The 25275-nt window shown below is 34.7% G+C and carries 28 protein-coding genes, 2 pseudogenes and 1 riboswitch; of the genes and pseudogenes, 3 read left to right on the top strand and 27 right to left on the bottom strand.

All coding sequences use genetic code 11. The annotated features are described in order from the left end of the window. Positions 1-307 precede the first annotated feature (307 nt). The 19 genes and pseudogenes from NSQ69_RS07065 to NSQ69_RS06975 all read right to left on the bottom strand — a co-directional run bounded on the left by NSQ69_RS07065 (position 308) and on the right by NSQ69_RS06975 (position 18321). On the bottom strand, positions 308-1084 hold the full coding sequence (locus tag NSQ69_RS07065; protein WP_341099101.1) for an ABC transporter permease: 777 nt from the start codon (positions 1082-1084) through the stop codon (positions 308-310). Then, entirely contained in the window at positions 1084-1986 is a 903-nt protein-coding gene (locus tag NSQ69_RS07060) for an ABC transporter ATP-binding protein (protein ID WP_002030591.1), read from the bottom strand. The genes NSQ69_RS07065 and NSQ69_RS07060 overlap by 1 nt, the downstream gene beginning before the upstream one ends. Before the next feature lie 14 nt (positions 1987-2000). Continuing rightward, complete coding sequence (locus NSQ69_RS07055) at positions 2001-2792, bottom strand: hypothetical protein (protein ID WP_002126215.1); 792 nt, start codon at positions 2790-2792, stop codon at positions 2001-2003. Then, positions 2789-3487: an ABC transporter ATP-binding protein gene (locus NSQ69_RS07050; protein WP_002086785.1), complete on the bottom strand. Its 699-nt coding sequence runs from the start codon at positions 3485-3487 to the stop codon at positions 2789-2791. The genes NSQ69_RS07055 and NSQ69_RS07050 overlap by 4 nt, the downstream gene beginning before the upstream one ends. Next, positions 3484-3864 (bottom strand): GntR family transcriptional regulator, encoded by a 381-nt coding sequence (locus tag NSQ69_RS07045; RefSeq protein WP_060750611.1) that lies wholly within the window; start codon positions 3862-3864, stop codon positions 3484-3486. Before NSQ69_RS07045 ends, NSQ69_RS07050 begins: the two co-directional genes overlap by 4 nt. A gap of 193 nt (positions 3865-4057) precedes the next feature. Continuing rightward, the gene (locus tag NSQ69_RS07040; RefSeq protein ID WP_193652734.1) at positions 4058-5431 is read right to left on the bottom strand and encodes a putrescine aminotransferase; all 1374 of its coding nucleotides are present in this window, start codon (positions 5429-5431) and stop codon (positions 4058-4060) included. Further along, the gene (locus NSQ69_RS07035; protein WP_033730619.1) at positions 5432-6925 is read right to left on the bottom strand and encodes an aldehyde dehydrogenase family protein; all 1494 of its coding nucleotides are present in this window, start codon (positions 6923-6925) and stop codon (positions 5432-5434) included. It abuts the gene before it with no gap. Between the two features lie 99 nt (positions 6926-7024). Further along, entirely contained in the window at positions 7025-7198 is a 174-nt protein-coding gene (locus NSQ69_RS07030; RefSeq protein ID WP_341099098.1) for a hypothetical protein, read from the bottom strand. A gap of 117 nt (positions 7199-7315) precedes the next feature. Next, positions 7316-9445, bottom strand: coding sequence for a sigma 54-interacting transcriptional regulator (locus tag NSQ69_RS07025; protein ID WP_016119865.1), 2130 nt, complete (start codon positions 9443-9445; stop codon positions 7316-7318). A 144-nt stretch (positions 9446-9589) separates the two neighbouring features. After that, a complete protein-coding gene (locus NSQ69_RS07020) occupies positions 9590-9838 on the bottom strand; it encodes a hypothetical protein (protein ID WP_002011502.1) in 249 nt (82 codons plus the stop codon). 27 nt (positions 9839-9865) lie between these two features. Then, a complete protein-coding gene (locus NSQ69_RS07015; protein WP_000762559.1) occupies positions 9866-10156 on the bottom strand; it encodes an SAV0927 family protein in 291 nt (96 codons plus the stop codon). 18 nt (positions 10157-10174) lie between these two features. After that, positions 10175-11455 carry a Glu/Leu/Phe/Val family dehydrogenase gene (locus tag NSQ69_RS07010; protein ID WP_341099866.1) on the bottom strand — a complete coding sequence of 427 codons (1281 nt, stop codon included), beginning with the start codon at positions 11453-11455 and terminating at the stop codon, positions 10175-10177. Positions 11456-11637: 182 nt separating this feature from the next. Continuing rightward, positions 11638-12987 (bottom strand): APC family permease, encoded by a 1350-nt coding sequence (locus tag NSQ69_RS07005; RefSeq protein ID WP_002126196.1) that lies wholly within the window; start codon positions 12985-12987, stop codon positions 11638-11640. A 424-nt stretch (positions 12988-13411) separates the two neighbouring features. Next, positions 13412-14380 (bottom strand): class 1b ribonucleoside-diphosphate reductase subunit beta, encoded by a 969-nt coding sequence (gene nrdF / locus NSQ69_RS07000; RefSeq protein ID WP_002011508.1) that lies wholly within the window; start codon positions 14378-14380, stop codon positions 13412-13414. A 94-nt stretch (positions 14381-14474) separates the two neighbouring features. After that, positions 14475-15860, bottom strand: a pseudogene (locus NSQ69_RS06995) (ribonucleoside-diphosphate reductase subunit alpha); the annotation flags it as partial. Positions 15861-16261: 401 nt separating this feature from the next. Then, positions 16262-16960, bottom strand: a pseudogene (locus tag NSQ69_RS06990) (ribonucleotide reductase N-terminal alpha domain-containing protein); the annotation flags it as partial. Next, positions 16947-17306 carry a class Ib ribonucleoside-diphosphate reductase assembly flavoprotein NrdI gene (gene nrdI, locus NSQ69_RS06985; RefSeq protein WP_000959445.1) on the bottom strand — a complete coding sequence of 120 codons (360 nt, stop codon included), beginning with the start codon at positions 17304-17306 and terminating at the stop codon, positions 16947-16949. The gene nrdI and the pseudogene NSQ69_RS06990, both read right to left, overlap by 14 nt. Positions 17307-17783: 477 nt before the next feature. Then, on the bottom strand, positions 17784-18101 hold the full coding sequence (locus NSQ69_RS06980; RefSeq protein ID WP_002011512.1) for a hypothetical protein: 318 nt from the start codon (positions 18099-18101) through the stop codon (positions 17784-17786). 25 nt (positions 18102-18126) lie between these two features. Then, the gene (locus NSQ69_RS06975) at positions 18127-18321 is read right to left on the bottom strand and encodes a hypothetical protein (RefSeq protein ID WP_002011514.1); all 195 of its coding nucleotides are present in this window, start codon (positions 18319-18321) and stop codon (positions 18127-18129) included. 261 nt (positions 18322-18582) lie between these two features. Between NSQ69_RS06975 and NSQ69_RS06970 the strand changes: the two genes are divergently transcribed. Then, on the top strand, positions 18583-19161 hold the full coding sequence (locus tag NSQ69_RS06970) for a GNAT family N-acetyltransferase (protein ID WP_002168839.1): 579 nt from the start codon (positions 18583-18585) through the stop codon (positions 19159-19161). Positions 19162-19221: 60 nt separating this feature from the next. Here the strand turns inward: NSQ69_RS06970 and NSQ69_RS06965 are convergent, their stop codons facing one another. Both NSQ69_RS06965 and NSQ69_RS06960 read right to left on the bottom strand, forming a co-directional pair. Next, the gene (locus NSQ69_RS06965) at positions 19222-19824 is read right to left on the bottom strand and encodes a histidine phosphatase family protein (RefSeq protein ID WP_002126185.1); all 603 of its coding nucleotides are present in this window, start codon (positions 19822-19824) and stop codon (positions 19222-19224) included. Positions 19825-19905: 81 nt separating this feature from the next. Continuing rightward, positions 19906-20064 carry a hypothetical protein gene (locus NSQ69_RS06960; RefSeq protein WP_002126183.1) on the bottom strand — a complete coding sequence of 53 codons (159 nt, stop codon included), beginning with the start codon at positions 20062-20064 and terminating at the stop codon, positions 19906-19908. Positions 20065-20317: 253 nt separating this feature from the next. Between NSQ69_RS06960 and NSQ69_RS06955 the strand changes: the two genes are divergently transcribed. After that, positions 20318-20503 (top strand): YkvS family protein, encoded by a 186-nt coding sequence (locus tag NSQ69_RS06955; protein ID WP_002064385.1) that lies wholly within the window; start codon positions 20318-20320, stop codon positions 20501-20503. 50 nt (positions 20504-20553) lie between these two features. On the opposite strand, the gene queF is transcribed toward NSQ69_RS06955, so the two are convergent. Genes queF through queC form a run of 4 tightly spaced genes read right to left on the bottom strand, consistent with a single transcriptional unit; the run spans position 20554 to position 22932 of the window. Next, positions 20554-21051 (bottom strand): preQ(1) synthase, encoded by a 498-nt coding sequence (queF, locus tag NSQ69_RS06950; RefSeq protein ID WP_002086808.1) that lies wholly within the window; start codon positions 21049-21051, stop codon positions 20554-20556. A gap of 18 nt (positions 21052-21069) precedes the next feature. Then, the gene (queE, locus tag NSQ69_RS06945; protein ID WP_002126181.1) at positions 21070-21786 is read right to left on the bottom strand and encodes a 7-carboxy-7-deazaguanine synthase QueE; all 717 of its coding nucleotides are present in this window, start codon (positions 21784-21786) and stop codon (positions 21070-21072) included. Further along, positions 21779-22270 (bottom strand): 6-carboxytetrahydropterin synthase QueD, encoded by a 492-nt coding sequence (queD, locus tag NSQ69_RS06940; RefSeq protein WP_002011526.1) that lies wholly within the window; start codon positions 22268-22270, stop codon positions 21779-21781. Before queD ends, queE begins: the two co-directional genes overlap by 8 nt. After that, the gene (gene queC / locus NSQ69_RS06935; protein ID WP_002186352.1) at positions 22270-22932 is read right to left on the bottom strand and encodes a 7-cyano-7-deazaguanine synthase QueC; all 663 of its coding nucleotides are present in this window, start codon (positions 22930-22932) and stop codon (positions 22270-22272) included. Before queC ends, queD begins: the two co-directional genes overlap by 1 nt. A 93-nt stretch (positions 22933-23025) precedes the next feature. Next, positions 23026-23069, bottom strand: a riboswitch (PreQ1 riboswitch). A gap of 208 nt (positions 23070-23277) precedes the next feature. Between queC and NSQ69_RS06930 the strand changes: the two genes are divergently transcribed. After that, positions 23278-24486 carry an ATP-binding protein gene (locus tag NSQ69_RS06930; RefSeq protein WP_002126178.1) on the top strand — a complete coding sequence of 403 codons (1209 nt, stop codon included), beginning with the start codon at positions 23278-23280 and terminating at the stop codon, positions 24484-24486. Between the two features lie 9 nt (positions 24487-24495). Here the strand turns inward: NSQ69_RS06930 and NSQ69_RS06925 are convergent, their stop codons facing one another. Both NSQ69_RS06925 and NSQ69_RS06920 read right to left on the bottom strand, forming a co-directional pair. Further along, positions 24496-24612 carry a DUF6254 family protein gene (locus NSQ69_RS06925; RefSeq protein ID WP_000038354.1) on the bottom strand — a complete coding sequence of 39 codons (117 nt, stop codon included), beginning with the start codon at positions 24610-24612 and terminating at the stop codon, positions 24496-24498. A gap of 105 nt (positions 24613-24717) precedes the next feature. Then, on the bottom strand, positions 24718-25251 hold the full coding sequence (locus tag NSQ69_RS06920; protein WP_002030551.1) for a DinB family protein: 534 nt from the start codon (positions 25249-25251) through the stop codon (positions 24718-24720). Between the last annotated feature and the right edge of the window lie 24 nt (positions 25252-25275).

Genomic DNA, 25275 nt, shown 5'->3' with positions numbered 1-25275 from the left:
ACACCTCCAGAGATGATATAAAGTGAAACTTTAATCAGTATTTTATGGGTAGCCCTTCTCCACAAATGGCCGGATAACTAAATTATAATATGAATATAGTTGAAAATCTTCCTATTTTTCTCACTTTATTCCGAATAATATACGTATTAAATTACATAATAACAATCCTATTTGATATACCATATCAATGTTCTTCAACTTAGTTACAATTATGTTCCTAAGTAAATATGTATCTGCCACACTTAAAAGCTACATAAATCAAAAAAGCTGGTTAATAAAAATCCCCGTTAACACGGGGATTTTTCTACTATAATACGTCACGTTTTTGGAATAATACACTTGATGCTACAAGTAATACAGCAAAATATGCAACTACAAGTAATAATGAAGTTGTAAACGTAAATTCTGTAAATGGTGGTTCCATTCCACCGCTTACTAATTTATTACTGTCGTAAACACTTAAATTTAAATGGAAAAACACCACAAATTTCGCTGCACCTTTTGCAAACATCATAAGCACCATTGTAATTGCACTTTGTAAGAAGAATAAGAACAACGAAATAATTAATGGTAATACAGAATTTCTAAATACATTAGCTAAGCAAAATGAAAGAGTTGCAAAGAAGAACGGTGAAAGTACTTGATATAAAATGGACTTCATTACGATTCCTAACGTTACTCCTGTTTTACTACCATCCATTACAATCCCGCCAATAATCATTGCGATTAACGTGCTAGCAAATATGATAAATAATATAGTAAGTAACACTGTAATATATTTAGAGAACAAAACTGTAATTCGTTTTCTCGGACGGATTAATAGCTGCTTAATTGTACCTTTTTGGAACTCATCAGTAATTGTACGAGACGCAATCGTAATTCCAAAAATTGTTGCAAATAAGGTAATTAAACCAATCTCTGAACTTACAAAATCTAAATATGATCCTTTAAACTCATTTCCTCCTCCCCATTTCAGCATCGCTAAAACTCCCAAAATCTCCAATACTGCAATTACACCTATTAAAATGTACATACCTTTTTTCGCATGTAACTTTAAAAATTCATTTTGAATTAATTTAAACATTACGCTTTCACTCCCCCTGTAATCGCTAAGAACTCATCCTCTAACGTTTTATTTTGAACAGTAACACCGTATACGAGTACATCAGCATTCACTAACTGTTTTACAATTTGCGGAATCTCTTCTTTCATTACAGATGCCACAGCTACATTTCCTTGTACTTTACCTTTAATAATTTCGTTCGCTTTTTGAACTTGATCTACTTCAAATGCAACTACAACTGTTTCATCATGCTTCGCTTGTTCATGTAAGTTATACTCTTGTACAAACTCACCTTGCTTTATAATAACTACGCGATCACACATTAATTCAATTTCACTTAATAAATGACTTGATACAATGACTGCAATATTTTCTTCTTTCGCTAATCGTTGTAAATAATCACGAATTTGGCGAATACCAGCTGGATCTAATCCATTTGTCGGTTCATCTAAAATTAAGATTTTCGGCTGATGAAGTAACGCCTGCGCAATTCCTAAACGCTGTTTCATACCAAGTGAGTATGTTTTCACCTTTTTATGAATCGCATGCTCTAATTCAACAAGCTTTACAATTTCAGCGATGCGCTCTTTACTAATTGGGGTAATCGCCATGTTCGCAAAATGCTTTAAATTTTGCATTCCAGTCATATAATCATATAGCTCGGGATTTTCTACAATCGCTCCAATTTGCTCTAGCGCCTTTTCACGCTCTGTGCGAATACTATGACCACAAATTGTAATATCGCCTTCTGTCATAGAAATAAGACCTGTCATCATACGAATTGTCGTCGTCTTACCGCTACCGTTCGGTCCAAGAAACCCGTACACTTCCCCTTCACGAACTTCAAATGATAAACCGCGGATAATTTCTGTTCTACCGATTTTTTTTCGGACATTTTCTAATTTCACTACTACATTTCCCAATGATGATTCCTCCTTTAAACTTCTAGTTTTTTGTCGATGATGCGCCCTGTAACTACTAATAATATAATTGTTAATAAACAGTTAAAACATAGATTTAAAACTGTAATATCTGTACCAGAATAAAATGATGTATTTAAAAAGCCGTTTTGATCTATAAATCCAATATTATTTATGGCAAACACATACTTTTCTATTTGCTGAAAGATATATGTTATTCCCCCATTAAATGCGATAAAAACAACGAATAAGATTACGCAAACAATCTTACTCATCGATGATTTCACATTGAATAGCTTCGTAATTACTATAATTAAATAAATAGAAACTAGCATATTAACAAAATCTAGTCCCCATAAGAAAATAGATAACATATGATGTAATATTCCATAATCATATAAACTGTGGATTGCTTGCTGAACACCTAAATCTGTTTTTCCATTGTAAATATTTAAAGAAAAATAGTATAGAAAAATGATTCCTATTCCTAGCAAAATCATAAAGAGTAGTACACAAAATAAAACATTTGCACATATATACTTTTGTGCTGAAATAGAAGTACAACGTAGCATAGAGTTTTTTAGCATTTTTCGAAAAGACGATATACCTGTTAGAAGAATTGCGAATCCATTTATACCTAGTACGATAAAAAATATAATAATGATTATATCTTGCCTACCTGAAATTCTAGCTCCTGAAACTCCTTTCATATTAAATAAAAGAATTAATGAAACTGTAATAAATCCGAAGTAAATAATGGCTATTTTTCTCTTATTACAATTATACAGATAAAGAAAAAGCTGACTCATTTCTCATAGGCCTCCTTAAACAGCTCATGTACTGCTTTCCCCTTTTGAAATCTTAGTTCTTCCACATTTTCATGCAATATTATTTCTCCATCTTTCAAAAAGATTACTTCATCAAATATATTTTCGATTTCTCTTATTAAATGAGTTGATATAAGCAGCGTACAATCTTCACGATAAAATTTAAGGATTAACTCAAGTACATGCTCCCTAGAAACGAGATCAATCCCGCCAAGCGGTTCATCCAGTACGTATAACTTCGCTTTTCGAGAAAATGTTAAAATGATTTGCAGCTTCTCAATCATCCCTTTTGACAATGCTTTAATTTTTTCTTCTAACGGTATTTTGAATTCCACAATCGTATCTACTGCTTTTTGAATATCGAAGTCTTTATAAAAATCTCTATAGAAAAATAAAGCATCTTTTACAGTCATCCAATCATCAAAGACCGGCTTATCGGACATAAATGAAACGATTTTTTTCGTCTCTAATCCTACCTTTTTACCATCTATTGTAATACTACCTTCAGAAGGATGCTGCAGGCCTGCAATCATTTTCAATAACGTCGTTTTCCCGCTCCCGTTATCTCCAACAAGCCCAACGATTTTTCCTTCTGTAATCTCTATGTTTAACTCACGGATCACTGCTTTTAATCCGTACCGCTTCCATAGATTTTCTATTTTTAATAACTCTGTCATTCGCTCTCCTCCCTTTTCTCATGTAATGAAGAACGAAGGATTGTAAGAATTTCTTCTTCTGAAAAACCTAAATTGTCCATTCCATCTATAAAAGAATGAAGTAATTCTTTCGCCATATCTTTTCGCAGCTCCATAATTTTCTCCCCTTCATTCGTTACATATCGCCCCATTCCTCTACGTGTTACAACAACTCCATCCCGCTCTAACTCTTGAAATGTACGTTGAATCGTATTTGGATTTACTTGTAAATCACTCGCTAATTCACGTACGGAGGGAATTTTATCGCCAGGCAATAAATGACCCGTTACAATTTCTTTCTTTATGTATTCCATTACCTGAATGTAAATTGGTGTATTTGGAGAAAACTCAATTTTCATTTCTCCCCTCCTGTCTTAGTGTGTTAGTTAAATAGTACACTAAGACAAATTACATGTAAATACTTACAACAAAAAATGTAATAAAAAGGCAGTGTAACTTTTCGTTACACTGCCTTCCTGTAATAACATACAGGTAAATCTATTCTAATTTTAGTTTCAATCGTTTGAATTCACATATAACCTTATACAAAATTTATTTTACTTTTACTTGATTTAGCACAGATTTAAACGTATTAATAACTGTATCTACTTCTTCATAACTAATTGTAAGGGATGGTTCAATACGAATTGTTTTTGAGTTAATTAATGTTCCCGCAACAAGAATTCCTTGATCAAACATCGCCTTTGACACTTCATAACCAATCTCGTCTTTATGGAATTCAATCCCAATCATTAAACCTTGACCACGAATTTCAAAGATTTTATCTTCGTGTCCTTCTGCTGCTTGTTTCAATCCATTTAAGAAATACTCCCCAACTTCCATAGCTCGTTCCGGTAATTTCTCTTCCAATAAAACATGGATTGTTGCAATTGCAGCAGCACATGCAAGTGGATTTCCTCCAAATGTTGTTGTGTGCATAAATGGATTTTCAAACCAACTTTTGAATACTGTTTCTTTCGCAACAATAGCTCCCGCTGGCATTACACCTCCACCAAACGCCTTCGCAAGACAAATAATATCCGGCACGACATCATATAATTCTGCAGCAAACATTTTTCCTGTACGTCCCATTCCAGTTTGTACTTCATCAAAGATAAGGAGTGATCCAAACTCATCACAAAGCTCTCGTACTTGTTTCAAATAATTTTCTGGAGGTAAAATAATACCGCCCTCTCCTTGAATTGGTTCTAAAATAACTGCTGCAACATCTTCTCCCACTAATGCACATGTCTCAAATGTTTTTCTCATCATATCAATATCGCCAAACGGAACATGACGGAAACCCGGAATTAATGGTAAAAATGGCTTACGGAACATTCCTTTTGCCGTCCCAGATAAAGCACCAAGGCTCTTACCATGGAAAGCACGCGTTGTAGCAATGAACGTTGTTCGTTCACTATACATTTTTGCTAGTTTTAGTGCTGCCTCCACACTTTCTGTACCACTGTTTGTAAAGAAGGCGTATTTCAAATCACCAGGTGTAATATCCGCTAAAATCTTTGCAAGCATTGCTCGAAGTGGATCTAGTAAATCCTGACTGTGCAATGCTTGACGCTTTAATTGATCCGTTACAGCTTTTACCACTTTCGGATTACGGTGACCAACATTATAAATTCCAAATCCACCTAAACAGTCAATATACTTTTTACCATTAATATCCATGAAGCAAGATCCTTCATCTGACCATTCTACTGCTGCAAATTGTCCATCTTTTGTTACTGTTTTTCTATAAGCAAGAAAACCAGGGTTTACATGCTCTCTAAATCCATCTACTGTTTCTTTTTGAATCCAGTTTGCCTCTTCTTCAGTAACCTTTTCTTTTTCAATTAACTGTAGTACTTTCGTAATATACTCATTTACATTTGATTCTTTCTCATTCAATTTATTTTTCACGTTCGTTTCCATCTAATTCACCTCTACATTTTTTTTATTTGCAAACCAACCAATAGGTTCTACTTCTAGATTTATATTAATCTGCTTAATTTCTTGAAATTCTTCTAAACCAAACGTTCCTAGACTACGACCTATACCACTCTGCTTATATCCGCCCCAAGGCGCCTCATTGTATGTTGGGTGATAGCTATTAATCCACGTAATTCCTGCGCGAAGTTTGCGAATCACACGCATTGCTTTTGCACCATCGACTGTAAATACTCCTCCAGCCAAACCATAGTCTGTACCGTTTGCCAACTCAATTGCTTCCTGTTCGTCTTTAAACTTTTGAATTACTACAACAGGACCGAAGATTTCTTCCTGGACAATACGCATATCAGGTTTTACATTGACAAAGACTGTTGGTTCAATAAAGAAACCATCACCTTTTCCATCCTCCATTATTCGTCTACCTCCGCAAGCAACGTTTGCACCTTCGTCTTTCCCAATTTCAATATAACGTAATACTTTTTCCATATGTTCTTGACTTACAAGTGGCCCCATTTCTGATTCTGGATTATCACCAGGCCCAACGTTAATTTGCTGTGCTCGCTCTACAAAACTATTAACAAATTTATCATAAATCTTTTCTTCTACAAGGATTCTTGATCCTGCTGAACATACTTGTCCGCTACCTGCATAAATACCGAATAGAGCATAATCAATAGCGGTCTCAAAATCTGCATCTGCAAAAATAATATTTGGAGATTTCCCTCCAAGTTCTAACGAAATCTTTTTCATATTATCAGCCGCTGTTCTCATAATGTGCTTACCTGTTTTTGTTCCACCTGTAAAGGAAATCATATCCACTTTATTACTCGCTGCAATTTCATTTCCTACTATTGGACCAGCCCCCATTACCATATTGGCAACACCTTTTGGTAGCCCTACTTTTTCAAGGATTTCGAATAGCTTTGTTGCAGTGATTGGTGTCACTTCAGAAGGTTTAAACACAATTGTATTTCCAGCTGCTAAAGCAGGTGCAATTTTCCATACACTCATCAATAGCGGATAATTCCATGGAACAATTAATCCACAAACACCAACTGGCTCTCTTACAACCATCGCTTGCATCGGATCGGCTACATGATATGTTTGACCATCTGGCTTTGTAATCAATCCGGCATAATAGCGAAAACAAGCCGCTGCATCTCCAATATCTCCTTCTGCCTCACGGTACATTTTTCCATTATCCATTGTTTCAAGGTACACTAATTCTTCCATATTTTTATCAATTTCATCTGCTATTTTAAATAAATATGATGCCCTTTCAGCAGTGGATGTTGCTGACCAAATTCCGCTATCGAAAGCCGTTCTTGCCACTTCTATCGCGTATTTTGCATCCTCAATCGTTCCCTCAGGTGCATATGCTATACCCTTGCCATTCGCAGGGTTAATAATCGTTCTTTTCTCTTGATTACTAGACTCTCTCCATTCACCGTTTACATACATTTTTAAATCTAGCACTATATTGAATCCCCCTTCATCGATCGTTTATATATTTATAAGCAATTTCCATGCCAATATTTAAAATTCAAAAGAATCATACATAAAGTGAAACTTTAATTAGCTCTCACCAATCGGGCGTTTACGGACAGCAGGGCTTCCACCTAACTTCTTTGCTCTACCTGAATTTTGAGGTGGGAGTTTTACTGCCCACAAATATCGGGATAAACTGACTATTTTCTTAAAAACAACAAACATTTTATGCATTTCCGCATACACTATTCCATTTTGCATAAAGTGAAACTTTAATCATTTCCGCTACCGCCTTCACCACTCCGGACTTGAATCCCAGAGAATATGTACATGCTGAGCGCACACAAAAAGGAGAAGTCTATGTGACCTTCTCCTTTTTTAGGAATATGAGATGATATCAGCCGCTATCTCTTTTTCACTAACAATCTTTTGATATTTACGACTCACTGAAGATTGGCTGATTCCAAGAGCTTTTGCAGCCTTAGTCGTTGTTTTATACTGCTTCATTGCAAGCAAAATCAATTGTTCTTCTACAGAATGTAGTGCTTCTTGTAATGGTAATACTCTTGTAATAACTGGTTTTGATTTATTAAAGTCATAACCGGGTGTTAAAAACTTACTAACAAACTCCGCTTCAATTACTGGATCGTCTGCTGATACTACTAAACGTTCAATCATATTTTGTAATTCACGGACATTTCCTGGCCATGAATAGAACTCTAGTAAATTAAGTGCATCTGGAGTTAAATGATAATTTTTATTATATTTTTCATTTAACTGTTGTAAGAAATGAAAGGCAAGTACCGGAACATCTTCCATTCGCTCTCGTAAAGAAGGAACTCGCAGTGGAATTACATTGAGGCGATAAAATAAATCTTCACGGAATGTTCCAGATTCGACCATCTTTTCAAGGCTCTTATTTGTAGCAGCAATAATTTGTACATTTATTTTCATAGGTGTTGTACTTCCAATAGGAATTACTTCTTGTTCCTGCAGGACTCTAAGCAATTTTACTTGCAAATGTAAAGGCATTTCTCCAATTTCATCTAAAAATAAAATACCTTGATCAGCTCGCTTAAAATATCCTTCTTTTCCATTTTTATCGGCTCCTGTAAAAGCACCTTTCGTATAACCAAATAGTTCACTTTCTAGCAAAGTTTCTGGAATTGCACCACAATTTAATTTTAAAAATGGCTTTGAAGATCGGTTTCCAAGTTGATGAATTGCCTGAGCAATTACTTCTTTTCCGACGCCAGATTCTCCAGAAATAAGAACATTGGAAGAAAAATCTGCTATTTTTTTAGCTTGGTTAATAATTTGCTCCATTTTCGGACTACAGTAAATAAGCTTCTTAAGAAAACGATCTTTATTTTTAAAGTCATCTAACTCCTTCTTATATTGCTCTGATATCTTCTTTATTTCATGTAATTCCGTCTTCAATCTCGTTGCTTCGGTAATATCCCTGGAGGCAATAATAATACGATGAAGCTCTCCGTTTTCATTAAATACAGGGTTTCCAACTGCTAATATTTTTCTTCCGCTTTTTGTTTCTTGTACAACTGATACCTTTTTTTGTTTTTCCAACACTAATCGCGTAACCGATGGACTAAATAATCCTTTCTTTTCTAGGTCTAAAAGATTTTTTCCTAACAAGTCCTTCAAATTACTCCCCCAAAAATCATTGATAACAGTTTCACTATAACGAATTAATTCCCCTTTATGATTAACAACTAATATTTCATCATAAATGCTAGACAAAATTGCATGTAAATCTTTATTTAAATCCTTTATATATTCAATTTCCATCGCCATGTCCTCGACCATCGGCAAATCTTGCACAATAATAACCATTCCTTCAATACTTTGATCAAAGTTTGGAATCGGACTATAGTCAACTAATACACCCATCTCATTTGTGATTTGTAATTGATTCAAAATCGTTTTTCCCTTTGTAAATACGTTATTAATGTGTTCTCCATTAAAAATCAGTTCTGCTGGTACATTCATAACTTTTTCAGGAGTCGATTTAATCATCTTCAAACCAGATTCATTACAATTTACAATTTTCTTTTCTCGATCTACTACAAAAATCCCCATTGGAATAGACGTTAAAATAATTTTCAATATATCAACACTCTGATTTTCTTGTTTAAATAGTTCTGCAAAAACATCCTCTCTTCTTATATATCCTGTTAGCTCATCCACTTCATTTTTTACTATGGCAATCGGCGCTCCAATAATTTGAAAAAGAGCTGTTAAAGAAATATCTTTACTAAGATGACATATTGTATCTAGTGAAACAGCATTTGAAAGTAATAGCTTAGAAGTTAATTCCTTACTATTTGATAGCAGATCCTTCACATGAACGTATGCAAATAATTTCTCTCCTCTTTTTAAAAATAGAAACGATTCTTTTATATTTTTAACATCTATATTCCATTCCTTTTCAGATTGATCGATAGGTAGAGAAACTATGGGTCTAATTTTTGTATGAGCGATGGAAAACATTCTGCTATTCCTCCTTTGAACTATTTAATTTGTATTGTATCATTAAATATAGATTTTTTTAATTAATCTGAAAATAAAACATTTCTTTCTTTATTTAATAAAAAAAGGAAGATGAGTGCCTCCATCTTCCTCATAGTTCTATCATTAATCACTACCACTAACGAAAAGATCTTCTTGAATATAAGCTAATACCATACCTGGAATTACTTTATCTCCCGCTTCTACTTCTAAAGATTGAACTTCTCCACTACATCCCATCTTAATTACTTCCAGTTTACCATTCATATCTTTAATAGCGAATAATGGCTCCCATTCATAAATTCGAGAATCCTTATCGATAGACACTTTTTCAATTATTCCATAACACGGACTCGTAATAATATCATAATACATAATCAATCATCCCTTTCTTTTATTCTATTAATATTGTTCTTCTAACCTTTGTGACTGAAGAATCATATAGAAAAAGCTTTGAAACTCTTCTATGTCCTCTACCTCAATGCCTAGCCTTGTTGCCCAATATTGTTCCTCTCCAATATCTTCTTGGCTTAATAAAACCATTCTCCCATTTTGAATTGAGGTAACCATTGCTTTTCCAAGAAACTGTTGCGAATACGTAACAGCTATATCGTAACGATGACTATTCGACACAATACAGTAATAACCGATTTGTTGTCTCTCCACTTCTTCTAATAAAATATCCAGTTTCATTTTAGCCCTCCCTTTAGGTTAAAAATGCAACCAACCTCTTAGGCGCGATGCTTCTACAATCTTGCGAACCCCTTCCATATAGGCAGCAATTTTCATATTTACTCCAAAGCGTTTAGAAGTATCAAGTACGTTAGAAAAACTAGATGTAATTTTCTCCTTTAAACATTGATCAACATATTGCTCCGTCCAGTAATATCCTTGGTTATTTTGACACCATTCAAAATATGAAACAATCACGCCACCAGAGTTTGCTAAAATATCTGGAACAACCAAAATTCCCTTTTCTTCTAACATGGTTATCGCCTCTTTTGTTGTTGGTCCATTTGCAGCCTCAATGATAATCTTACATCCAAGCTTTCCTGCATTATGTTTTGTAATGACTCCTCCAATTGCCGCCGGAATGAGTACATCACATTCTTTTTCTAACAACTCCTGATTAGAAATTGTTTTACTAAAGAGATTCGATACTACACCGAAAGAATCTCTGTTTTCTAGTAAATAAGGAACATCTAGACCGTCTGGATTATAAATTCCTCCTATAGCATCTGATACCCCGACTACTTTCACACCAATATCATATAAATATTTTGCCAAATAACCTCCAACATTCCCAAACCCTTGAATAATAACTCGCATATTTTGTAGCGGAATTTGTTTTAACTCACTTACTAACTGAAGTGTATACAATACACCTTTAGACGTTGCTGTTTCCCGCCCTTGTGATCCTCCTAGCATTAATGGCTTCCCGGTTATAAAGCCTGGAGAGTCAAACTCCCTGATATGGTCATATTCATCTAGCATCCAAGCCATAATTTGCGCATTTGTATACATATCAGGTGCTGGAATATCTTTCGTCGGCCCCACAATTTGACTTACTGCTCTTACATACCCACGACTCAGTAACTCTAGTTCTCTAAAACTCAACTCCTGTGGATTACAAATAATCCCGCCCTTTGCGCCTCCATATGGCAGTCCTGTCACTCCACATTTCAAGCTCATCCAGCCAGCAAGTGCTTTTACTTCTTCTGCCGTAACATCTGGATGAAATCTACTACCACCTTTTGTTGGCCCTGCTGCGTCGTTATGCTGAGCGCGATACCCTTGAAATACCTTTGTTGTTCCATCATCCATTCGAACAGGAATGCTTACTTCTAAAAAACGCATTGGTTTTTTCAGAAATTCGAATACTTCGTCTGGATAACTTAAAAAATGAAGCGCCTCTTTTAATATAGCTTGAAATTCCTCTAAAGGATTTTCAACTTCAACTGTATTTGTATGTTTTTCTGATTGAATCGGCACGATAACACCCCTCTTTATACTTTTACTAATTGTACAAAGCAATAATCGTGCCAAGTGAAAATACTACGTTAATCATATCGTGTAATCCCCTTTACTTATGAATCTTTGAGTGACTTATGCAATGCTGCATGATTATCAAATATAAAAAAAGACATCGGAACTTATCCGATGCCTTTTTCTTTTTATATTTCCTGTGCTTCTTCAAAATGCATTTGCGGAGGAGCTGAACGGAACATATTTGTAACATATAGAAGGTACCCAATTCCAATAGCAGCCCAGCAAAGTCCCAAAATAAGTGAATGGATATTGAGATTAAACCATAGTACGGCTACAGTAGCAGCACCCAAAATAGGCATAACTAAGTAATTTAAGAAATCTTTTATCGTCTTATATCTTTTTTTCTTGATTATATAGTAAGAAATTACAGACAAATTAACAAATGTAAATGCAATAAGCGCTCCAAAGTTAATAAGAGATGCTGCTGTTTCTAAATCAATGAATATAGCGAAGAGCGAAATAATTCCTACAAAAATAATATTATATACTGGGGTTCTCCAGCGAGGATGAATGTATCCGAATATTTTCTTCGGAATTACATTATCTCGCCCCATTACGTATAATAACCTGGATACACTTGTATGAGAAGCTAAACCAGACGCAAGTGTCCCCATAAGGGTTCCTACTAAAAAGAAAGCTTGAAATAATTTCCCGCCAACATATAGCGCAATTTCTGGGGATGCTGATTCTTGATTTTTAAATACAGATGTATCTGGAAAAATAGATTGTGTAAAATACGTTGTAGTAATGAATAAAACTCCGCCGATTAAAGCAGTAAGAAAAATAGCTCGAGGAATTGTTTTTTTGGCGTTTGGTGTCTCTTCTGAAAATGTAGTTACTGCATCAAAACCTAAAAATGAGAAACAAAGAATTGTTGCACCTGCAACTAACGGTGATATTTGTATATCTGATTGAAAAAACGGCTGAATGGAAAAAACTTCTCCTGTTCCCTCTCCCGCTAATAAGCCTTTTATAACTAGAAAAACAAATACGGCCATTACTAACACTTGAAATATTACTAAGAACGTATTGAAATTAGCAGTAACATTTACGCTAATCATATTTATTAATGTAACCAGGAGAACAAAGCCAATGACCCATACCCAACTAGGAACACTTGGGAAAAATGCTGACATATAAATTCTCGTTAATAGTGCGTTCACCATTGGTAGAAACAAATAATCCAATAACGCGGACCATCCAACAAGAAACCCAAGCCTTGCACTAATTGTCTTCTGTGTATACGTATAAGCAGATCCTGCGGTAGGAAAAGCCTTTACCATTTTTCCGTAGCTTGCAGCGGTAAACAACATCCCCGCTAATGCAATAAGATAAGCTCCTGGAACATGACCACCCGTTTTTTCAGAAACGATTCCAAATGTGTCAAACCCAACCATCGGTGTCATATACCCGACCCCTAGCATAACAATTGACCAAAGCCCTAATGAACGTTTTAAACCAACTACTTTCCCCACCTATCATTCCTCCTACTTTCTCTATCTAATTTCCATTTAAAAATCGACAATCAAAAGGAAGCGTTTTCAAATAACCATATATCACACCGAGTACTACCTCCCTTTTTGTTGTTTTTTAAATATTCATGCAATTTTCAAGCCAAAATTTCTAGAGTTTAAAAATTCAATATTAAAAAGAACGTATAGGTGGAATTAGACCTCATTTCTTCTCATTTTTTATTCATTTTGACATAAATTATTCAATCTCTCATACGACTAAATATGAAAATAAAACCTTAATCCGTGTTTTTTCTTGATTCCCACTTCCTCAAAAATTGGGCTTTTACAAGATTAAAATATTTCCACGAAATAATAACATTATGTAAACTATTCATAGCAAAAAAGCTGTCTTTTCTATAAAGACAGCTTTTTCTATAACACTATATTAAAAATTGAATACGAAGTCATCGTCTGCTAACTTTTCAACATTCGTTGCTTTTACGTAACCATTTCCTTTTACAGAGAAGAAGTCATGGTTTTTCGTATCTGTACGTAAACCATTTAAAACGATTGGGTTAATTTCTTCTTCCTCAAACTTCGGCTCAAGTCCTAAGTTCATAAGTCCTTTATTCGCATTGTAACGAACGAAACGATTTACATCCTCTACAAGACCGATAGAAGTGTAAATTTCTTCTGTATATGCCAATTCAATTTCATACAGTTCCATTAATAACTCTTGCGTTTCCGTTTGTACTTCTTGTTGCTCTTCTGCAGAAAGTTCTGTGAAGATTTGTTGTGCTAAAATACCAACGAATACGCCGTGAATTGACTCGTCACGAATTATTAGGTTAATAATCTCACCACTTGCCGTCAATTTACCTTGACCCGCTAAGTAAAGTGGATAGAAGAATCCACTATAGAATAAGTAACTTTCTAAGAACACACTTGCTACCATTGCCATGTATAACTCTTTTTTCGTTACTTCAGGCTTTAATAAGCGACGATAGTAACTAGTAACAATACCAGCTTTTTTCTCAAGTAATGGATGGTTATCTACCCATTCAAAAATATCATCAATTTCTTCTTCAGTAGCTAATGTTGTGAAAATATGACTGTAACTCTTCGCATGTACTTCTTCCATAGCGCCCATGAAAGCTAATACACTTTTCGCTTGTAAATTTTCAAGATGAACAAGTACAAGAGGCATCCCTTCGCCACCTTGTTTCGTATCTAAAAGTGTTAAACCACCTAATACACGCTTATAAGCAATTTGCTCTTCTTTTGATAATTGTGCCCAAGTATTTTTGTCAGAAGATACTGCGATTTCTTCTTCTGTCCAAAACTGAGCGATGTTTTGCTTCCAAAACATTAAACTAAAATCATCTTCTTTTTTGTTCCAGTTTACCGCACGCATTAAATCGCCCCTTCTCTAAATAAACATAAAAAATTGATAACTAAGCATGAGCAGGGTTCAGAAAAACCCTGCTCATAATGTCTCACTTTTTATATTAAACGGTACAAGCCACGCACTCTTCCACGCTTAATTTACGTGTTCTCGTATAATAAAGACTCTTCAAGCCTTTTTTATGTGCATAAATGTAGTAACGTGCTAACTCACGTGTTGAAATATCACTATTAACATAAAGAATTGTACTAATTCCTTGGTCAATATGTTCTTGAACTTCTGCGATTAAATCAATTAATTTAAACTGATTCATATCATAAGAAGATTTATAGTACCAAAACGTATCTTTTGATAAATACGGCATTGGATAATATGTTGTCGCATTCGCATACGTTCTTGATTCAATTTGACTTACGATTGGCATTACGCTTGAAGTTGCATTTTGAACGTAACTGATCGATTGTGTCGGAGCGATTGCAAGACGATATGAGTTGTATAAACCATTCTTCTGTACTTGCTCTTTTAAACTTGTCCAATCTTCTTTTGTTGGAATATGAATTCCTTCAAATAATTGCTGAATTTTTTCAGTTACTGGGCTGTAATCTGTCGTTTCATACTTTTCAAAGTATGTGCCGTTTGCATAATCAGACTTATCGAAGTCTTTAAATGTTTCGCCTTTTTCTTTAGCGATCTCCATACTTTTCTCAATCGAGTAGTAATTTAACATCATAAAGAATGTACGAGCGAATTCTTTCGCTTCAGCACTTTCATAAGCGATTTTATTTTTTGCTAAATATCCATGTAAGTTCATTGCTCCAAGTCCAACTGAATGAAGCTCATCATTTGCTTTTTTCACAGTTGGGGCATTCGGAATGATCGTCATATCAGAAACAGCTGTTAAAGCTTCCATTCCCGCATGAACTGCTTCACGAATTTCTTTATTTTCCATTACGTTTACGATATTTAACGATCCTAAGTTACAGTTAATATCACGGCGGATAATGTCTTCTGTACCGTAATCATTTATTTCAGAAGTTTCTTGTAGCTGGAAGATTTCTGTACATAAGTTCGACATCTTCACAGTTCCAATATCCTTCAGTGGATGCTGGTTATTTGCATTTGATTTAAACATTAAGTATGGGTAACCAGACTCAAGCTGAATCATAGCAATTTTAATCAGCATATCACGCGCACTAATATCTAATGGCTTCTTCTTCACTTTCGGATTGCTCATTAATTCATCGTACATTTCGTCGATATCTATATCATCTAAATGTTTTCCGTACTCTTTAAATACTGTATAAGGCGCGAAAACATGGAAAGGTTCGTTTTTCTCAGCAAGCTCAAAGAACTTACTTGGAACGATAATTCCGATTGATAGAGACTGAATACGGCTCTTCTCATCGGCATTTATTTTTTTGGTATCAAGGAATTCAATAATATCCCAATGGAAAATGTTTAAGTATACTGCACCTGCACCTTTTCGTTGCATATTGTTACTCCATATCGTCAAAACGTATGGGGGATAGTCATTTCTGCTATCCTCTCTATATCGCTATAGAGTTCAGACCATATCTTCTTCTCGCCAAATTCTTCATTTAACCATTTATCATATGTTTGATGCACATGAATATGGCATAAACTATAATAACTGTATACACCCTTTGAATTTGGTTGTTTTGAGAAGCCAGGTTCGAGCTACTTAGTCACCTACATAGCCACTTGGTCGTTGAACCTTCTCCTTATCTAATAAATTTAGGAGCTCGGCTGCTGATTTCCTGCAATCTTGGATTTTCAGGGTTCGCTACGTAATTTCTTCGTAGTATCCTACCTTGATATACTCAGGCGTTCCAGCAATTGACCTGGTTTTATAGTTGAGCCATAAAGTTAACCCAACTGATTCGCATACGAAAACGAATCTTCAAGTAATTTCATAACAGGTACTACACCACTTGCGGCGTTATCAATACCTTTAATTTGCTCACCACGTGCGCGTAGCTTAGATAAGTTTAAAGCTACTCCACCACCGATTTTCGATAATTGCATTGCAGTATTAATGTTAAAGCCGATTGAATTTAAGCTATCATCCATCTCTAACAAGAAACAAGACACCATTTCTCCTCTTCTGCTTCTTCCCGCATTTAAAAAGGTTGGTGTCGCTGGTTGGTAGTTTTGTTTTACAATCATGCTTGCGAAGTGTTTTGCCTTCGCAACATCACCGCGTCCTAAGTATAATGACACAATTGCTACACGATCTTCATAGCTTTCTAAGTATTGTTTTTGATCATTCGTTTTTAACGCATAATCTTTATAGAACTTAGATGCTGCCATATAAGATTGGAACTCGAAGTTTTCACCATAAGCGATGTTATAAACTCCTTCTACTTCCTCCAAGCTATACTCGTCCAGAACGTTGTAATAGTAATCATGTTCTTTCATATACTCCATTCGCTCTGCCACGCTATTAAAATGAACGGTATTCTCTCTAGCTTCTTCCATAAAGACTTCTAACGCCTCTTTATCTTTATGAAGCTGATAAAAACCGTCCTGCATTTGCGTGATTTCATTATTCAGTTCAATGTGTCGCAATCTCCCGCACCCTTTCTTTAAAATATTCTACATCATTATTTGTTCCAGATAACTCAAATTTTGATACAATAGGCACTTCATATTTAGTAGAGATTTTGTCAGCACTTGCACCAAACATGTCTCCCCAATTACGATTGCCACTTGCAGATACGCCTTTTAATTTTTCATTATTGCGTTCTAAAAAGTCTAAAACACGTTCCGGTACATTTCCAAAACCTGTTGTATACGTAATAAGAATAAAGTCTTCATCTAATACTAGAGCTTCATCAATTTGAACGGCCGGCATATTTAATTTGTGAATGAAACGCTTCACGTTTCCTGTCATAGAATCATATGCAACTAACATTTCCGACCCTCCCTCTCCAATCTATATTCTCTGTATGTCGTTTCTTGATTTCTCTATATATTGTATTACGTTTCAAAATAAGACACAAGATATATGTATAAATTCTTTCTTTTTTTAACTTTTACTTTTCGACATGACCGTCGATTTTTTTCAATACAAAGACTATGAAACAACATTCTAAAACTCATGTCAATAAAGTGCTTTTCAAAAAAGTTGTCAACGAATTTAACCTTATTTTTAAAAAAGTTACCAATATTTTTTGTCATAAAACAGTAAATGCTGGAGTAATATATTTCTCCAGCATCACGCAAAAAAGAACAGATATTAAACGATAATCTGTTCTAACAAACGATTACATTTATCAATTTTACTTTATTAAATATTATACATATTCTTTCGTTCCTCGTTACATACTAAAAGATAACTATTATAGAAAAAGATTATTATTATGGAACTTCAATTTATTTATGAAAAAAATTATTCAGGGTGCTCAATACGCAAAATATCTCTTACAAATATATGATGTGGATTCTCATCTTTATCGAGCATTGTACATACAGGAGCTTCTTCATCAAAGTATACGATCATTCCTTCTACGTACTGATATGTATGTTGAACTTGTACCGTTACTTTAATTTCTACTGCTTGTTCATACGCCCTTTTTATTTTCTGAAGCATTTTTGCTGAACATTTTCGTTTCTCTGGATACATAACCATTCCCATAAACCTATTCCCAGCTCTATCTTTCCACATATAATCCCAATGTGGCAATATGCCTTGTTTAAAATCCCCCATAATTCCCCTCTCCTTTATCTTCTATTTATGAACGTGGTGTTTCTGAATATGTATAAATTACCTGTCCACCGCGCTGTGCGTTCCCGATAATATGTTTAAAATCTTCTCGATTTACAACAACTTCTCTGAACGTATAAAATACATCTTTCGTCGCAACATACTCCTTTATTTCATCATTTTTCAGCTGATCCAAAATTGTATTTGCTAATTGTTTATCCATGTATTTCACCTCTCTGCAATATTTTATTCTATCGCATCTTCTATAGGTCGACAACGGTAAAATTATCCCGTTACTATTATGTAATTCACTTTCATTATTTTTATATCTATATCACTTTATTATATTCGCACTAAATATCATATACTAACATAGCTACTTCTCTATATCAAACTTTTTGATACCCTGTATAACAAAGTTCCAAATCACTGTTTGATATTTTATTTTATGCTACAATATACATTTAGAACTAGGAGGGATACTATGATTCGGAAAGCAAAAAAGACAGATGCGGTAGAAGTAGCACCTTTATTGTATAACGCTCTGCACGAAATTGCTGAAAAAATCACAGGTAGCACAGTTGAAGCAAAAGTAATACTAGGACTTGAAACATGGTTCGTAAAAGAAAATAATCGATTGAGCTATGAAAACTGTTTAGTGGCTGAACAAGGTGGAAAGGTAGTTGGGGTTATTGTCGTTTATCACGGTAGTGACGCTGAACAACTTGATGCACCAATCATACACTACTTAAGAGAACTACATGAAGACGAATCCATTACGTTAGAAAAAGAAGCTGAACTTGATGAGTATTATATTGACACGTTGTCAGTTTCAAGTATGTACAGTGGACGTGGTATTGGCTCTAAATTAATCGATGCAGCTGAACTTCATGCAACTGAAAAAGGGCATGAAAAAATCGCCTTACTTGTTAATTTAGAAAACAAACGCGCTTTTTCACTATATGAAAAACTTGGTTACAAAGAAGATAAAACCGTTATGCTCGTCGGTGAATCGTATGCCCATCTAATAAAACCATTACGGTCATTGGTTTCTATATCTTAAAAGGACAATTCTTTTTTACTTGTTATGTAGAGAAAGAGGCTGCCAAAGGGACAGCCTCTTTTAAATTAATTTTGTATTTAATACATTTCCATCCATCGCCTCATGAAATGTATACGTTGTACATCCCCATGGCTTCCTATGAAAAATAGGCGAACCAGACCACCCCATTGCCCTCAGTTCAGTCCCAATCATCGCATTAAAATAACTATGACCTACAAGGGCAATATGTCCATGTACGAGCGCATAGCGGTGCAACATATTAGCGGCTTGCCTTGCTCTTTCTCGTACTTCCTTATAAGACTCAACCTCTTTACTATAACCAACTATCCATCGTGTACGTCCAATAAACATCCATACATTCGGTTTACATTTCAACCATTTTGGAGCATAAAAACTCGTTGGAACTTCCGCTTCCCTAAAAAGAGGATTTTGCACAAAAGATAGGGAATCCAATAACTCAGCCGCTGACTGTACAGCGCGCCTTTGATCACTCGTTACAACCAGTTTCGCTGATTCAATCGCCTCAATTGTTTCAATTGGTATAGGAGTTTCTTTTACTGTAGTCCCTAAATCATATTGCTTCATCCATTCACGAAATAAAATAATTGTCATTGGCTCTATAGTACTGTCCAAACGACCATGACGAATAAAAGAAATTCGCATTCTTTCCACTCCCCATTCATCACTTACGAACTATATTACGTACTATTTCTTCTTGCCATCATACCATGCATAAAAAGAAAGTTATATATCCCCACCACTATCATGTGTTATCGAGTTGTGCACACCATCCAGTCCATCAAAATATGTAGTTGTTTCATGATGACGCACTTTCTTCAACTGTATATATGAAAATAAAAATAATAAAATCGCTATAAAGCTCCCCACAATTTCAAACATCATTTTCCAGCCCCTAATTTCTCCCACTTTAGTAGGTCATTGTATCTTTTATTATACTCCCGTATAAAGATGTATGCATTTTCATCATTCTTCTCCTAAACAATATTTTTTACATATTTTCTTACAAAAAGTGAATATTTTTCGAATTTTTACTTTGGAAACATTTACAAAGTAGTAAATATAGTTCAAAATAAGAAGAAATAAAAAAGCCCAAATTATTCTTTTTTTGGGAAAACTGGAACAAGGAGAGTTGCTTATGCAGATCGCAGAAACTGGAGATATCATTGAATTTAAAGGTGGAATGCAAGGCCGTGTTCAAAAGGTAAATCAAAACTCCGTTATTGTTGATATAACAATTATGGAGAATTTTAGAGAACTAGATATGGAACCTCTTACAGTTGTAAGCCATAAAAACTATACTGTCATTAATCAACATGCATAATATAATAGAAAGAAAGGATCTGTATATCATACAGATCCTTTCTTTCTATATTAACGATTATCGATCTTTTCTGGATATAAATCGTGATTCATCATGCGGTAGTCTGCCATTTTCTCATACTTAGTTCCTGGGCGGCCGTAGTTACAGTAAGGATCGATTGAAATACCACCACGTGGTGTAAATTTCCCCCATACCTCAATATAGCGTGGATCCATTAATTTAATTAAATCATTCATAATAACGTTCATGCAATCTTCGTGGAAGTCACCATGATTTCGGAAGCTAAATAAATATAGCTTTAAAGATTTACTCTCTACCATTCTTTGTTCTGGAATGTAGCTAATATAAATTGTTGCAAAATCTGGTTGTCCTGTTTTCGGACATAAACTTGTAAATTCAGGACAATTGAATTTTACAAAGTAATCACGGTTTGGATGGTTATTATCAAATACCTCTAAAATTTCCGGGCTATATTCAAATAAATATTTTGTATTTTGATTTCCTAATAATGTTACATCTTTTAAATCTTCATCTAATCTTCCTGCCATTTTAAACATCCCTTCTCATTATACCCCTCGTTTATTTCCCCATACTAACGCATGAAGCTGAGGCAGTACTTTCGCATCATTCATTTCTTTACAATTCACAGCTTTTTCAATAAGCCACTCATATTTTTCTAATAGTTTTTTTATAAGCACCGCATCATCCACTGTTTTCGTATCATCATTCCCTACTTGTAAGAAAAATGGTACATTCGGATAACGCTCGTGCATCTTAACTGCATATTCAAAATCTTGATCATCGAATACTACTACTTTTAAACTAAAATCTTTCCCTGCTAGTTTATGAATAACAGAATCTAACATATGAAAATCTGTTTTCATAGTTGAACTTGGTGGTTTTGGAGAAATCGTTACCTCATCAATTTGAAGCAACCAATCTTGCCATTTACTCCCTTGCGTTTCTACCGCTGTTCGCATTCCATTCTCCTTTAATATAGAAAGAAGAAATTGCATATTTTTCAGCAAAACAGGATTTCCACCCGAAATCGTAACATGAGAAAAATTTTCTCCACCAATTTCTACAAGCTCATTCCAAATGTCTTCCGGTGTCATTTGTTTAATTTGATCTTTGGCCGATCCATCCCATGTAAAAGCAGAATCACACCAAGCACAGCTATAATCACAGCCCGCTGTACGGATAAACATTGTCTTTTGTCCTACAACCATCCCTTCTCCTTGAATGGTTGGACCAAATATTTCTAAGACGGGGATTTTACTCATCGAGCATCCACTCCCGTCTTACTTCCGCATAACTAGTCGGCGTCTCAAAAAGACGAACAAATTCAACACGGGCTCCCTTATATTCGTTCGCACGATTATCTTTCGTTAATGCTTCTGCCATCTTTTCATAAATCCAAACGACCATATTTTCAGCAGTCGTATTCATTTCTGGCAATGTTTCGTTTAAATAGCGATGATCTAAATAAATTTCTATTTCATTTTTCCAAATCTCTTTTATATCTCCAAAGTCAATTGCAAGGCCTATTTCATTTACATATCCGCTAATTCCAAATACGACTTTATATGTGTGTCCATGTAAATTTTTACATTTCCCTTCATAGCAGTGTAAATGGTGCGCTGCGTCAAATGTAAATTCCTTGCTGACCATTACTCTTTTATTATGATATTTGAGTTGTTCACGCTGAATATCCTTGTCCATTTTTTGCAAATTTTCTACGATGCGAAATCCAAAAAAGTTATCCATTAGTTGCTCGCTCCTTCGCGTTCTTGTAGATACGTATCTAATCCCGCTTTACGAAGTTGACATGCTGGACATTCACCGCAACCATCACCAATGATTCCGTTATAACATGTTAATGTTTTTTCTCTAACAAACTCAAATGCTCCAAGTTCATCAGATAATTTCCATGTCTCTGCTTTATCAATCCACATAAGTGGTGTATGAATAATAAACGGATAATCCATAGATAAATTTAATGTAACGTTTAATGATTTCACAAACACGTCACGACAATCTGGATAACCACTGAAATCAGTTTCACATACACCCGTTACAATATGACGTGCTCCAACTTGTTTTGCTAATACAGCCGCAAATGATAAAAATAGTAAATTTCGTCCATCTACAAATGTTGATGGCAATTCACCTTCTTCATGTGTAATCTCCATATCCGTTCTCGTTAACGCATTTGGAGCAAGTTGATTTAATAGGCTCATATCTAGTATCGTATGTTTAATTCCTAGCTCTTTCGCAATTTCCACTGCACAATCAATTTCTAATTTATGACGTTGATTGTAGTTAAATGTTACAGCTTCCACTTCTTCAAACTGCTGTATCGCCCAAAATAAACATGTTGTACTATCTTGTCCACCACTAAAAACAACAACTGCTTTTTCTTTTTTCATTTCACTCATTCTCCTTCTCTACTACGAATAAGAAGAAAGAACGTTCTTGAACTGTCACAATAAAAAAACAAAACAATACCTAATGATATTGTTGTTTCCATAGTTTTTTATAGAGGGAGTTCGCGAACCTCTCCCGTGCAGTGCACGGAATTTCTTCTTTCATTGACAAAGATTATTGTAACATATTGTATACTACCAGAAAAAATTTCTGATTTTTTCCGCTATTTCGCATTTCATTTATTTCATTTTATAGTATGATTAATTTAATGTTAGAAGAGAGGAGGCATCCCACTGGAACTCTTTATTATTTACCTCTTTTTAAATATATTATCTATTCTCGTTACAATGCTCGTATATCATTTATTTTGGAATCAGAAAGGGAAACGATCTCCTAAATTAAATTCAGCCATATTTATTGTATTGTGTTGCCTCGCTACCATACTATGTATCACTTTCGCAGCAAAAACAAATAATGGTTTTCAGTTCGACATGCGACATATCGTATTAATTGTCGGCACGTTAACGGGAGGGCCTATTGCTGGTGGTTCTATTTTAGCTGTATTAAACATTTATCGCTTTTTATTGGGAGGAATAGGTGCGTTTCCATCCTTTATCGCTTCTATTCTCCTATTTATTGTTCTACTATTAACATACAAATTTTTTAATCGAAGTTCTAATCATATAAAAATAACACTTGCTATTTTTTACAGTCTTACTTATGGATTTGGTTGGATACCATTTTTCCTTGCAAGTGTTACAAATGAGGCAGATTATATACCACATATCATTGTGTACGAACTATGTACGATGATTGGCACGATCCTTATTTTATATTTACTACACATATTACAAATGCAAGTTCGTCTCCAAAATGAACTTATGAACGCTGAGAAATTTCATTTAATCGGCGAAATGGCAGCTTCTATCTCTCATGAAATTCGTAATCCTTTAACTGCAACGAAAGGTTTTTTACAACTTTTACAGTCAGATACATGTTCTGAGAAAGAACGAAAATTATATATCGACATAGCCATTAATGGTATCGAGCAAGCAAATCACGTTCTTACAGACTACTTAACTTTTGCAAAACCGAGTATTGAAAAAGAACAACAATTACAAGTAGAGGAAGAATTACTTCATGCGTTGTCTTTGATCACACCTCTCGCCAATTTAGCAAATGTTCGTATAAATTATATAAAACAAAGTACATCTTTCTTTATCGCTGGCGAAAAGCAAAAACTGAACCAATGTTTATTAAATATTTTCAAAAATTGTATTGAGGCTATGCCTACAGGTGGCGACCTTATTCTTACATTAGTTCCAGACCATAAACATATACAATTATATATAAAAGATACAGGAGTTGGTATGGATCAAGAACAAATAAAACGCCTTGGATCACCTTTCTACTCAACGAAAGAAAAAGGGACCGGACTCGGAATGATGGTCGTCTTCAGCGTCATTCAAGCAATGGATGGAAAGATTGATATTATAAGCGAAAAAGGGACAGGTACAACCTTCTTATTAACTTTCCCACTCATACAAAAAACGTGATGAACTTCATCACGTTTTTTCTGTTCCTTCAACTAATTCTGCAAAAGCTTTCACTTTCCCATGTGGCTTTTGATTTTCTTTCCGAGCTTTCCAGGCGCGCTCTTCTTCTCTCTTTTTCTTTGACATGCTTTTCAACTCCTTCTTTTCTTTTCTCCATGTAGTATTCCAAAATGAGAAAGAAAACTATGCATGAGTAAAAAAGAAAAGAAGCGGTTCCCCACTTCTTTCATTTTAACGCTGTAAAATTGCATGTTTCGCTTCTTTTAGCTGTGTAAGATGTCTTTGTTCGTGTAAATCTAGAAATTGAACCCATTGATATAAATTCAAATCATTAAAAATAGGATGTTTTAATCCATTTTCAAATAATTCTTTTTCATCTATTACACTATGAAGGGCATGTAATAATTCTTGTCGTGAATGTTCTAGTAATTGAATTCCTTGCAGCTTTTTCATTAATGTTTCTGTTGGTTTCATTTGTTGAGGAGCTTCCCTTTTATGTGTGCGATCAAGCGTAAGTTGGAGGTCTTTAAATGGAGCAAGTTTTCTTTCTTTTTTTTGCAAAGCATATACAAGGGCAGATGTGACAGACTGTTCAACTAAATGCAAATGATGCAAAATTTGAATAATACTCCATTTATCACGGCGTGGCTTTACATTCACCTCCGTATCATTTAACATTTCAATTTCTGATAACAGCGTGCTTCGTGTAGACTGTAATGAGTGGACTAAAGTTTCTAAACTAACATCCATATTAGATTGAAGCATAGTGCTTTCCCCCCTTTTGTTGGT

This window comes from Bacillus sp. FSL R10-2201 (genome assembly GCF_038008665.1).
In the GTDB taxonomy this organism is placed as follows: domain Bacteria; phylum Bacillota; class Bacilli; order Bacillales; family Bacillaceae_G; genus Bacillus_A; species Bacillus_A mycoides.
This window is presented reverse-complemented; position numbering and strand designations above follow the sequence as displayed.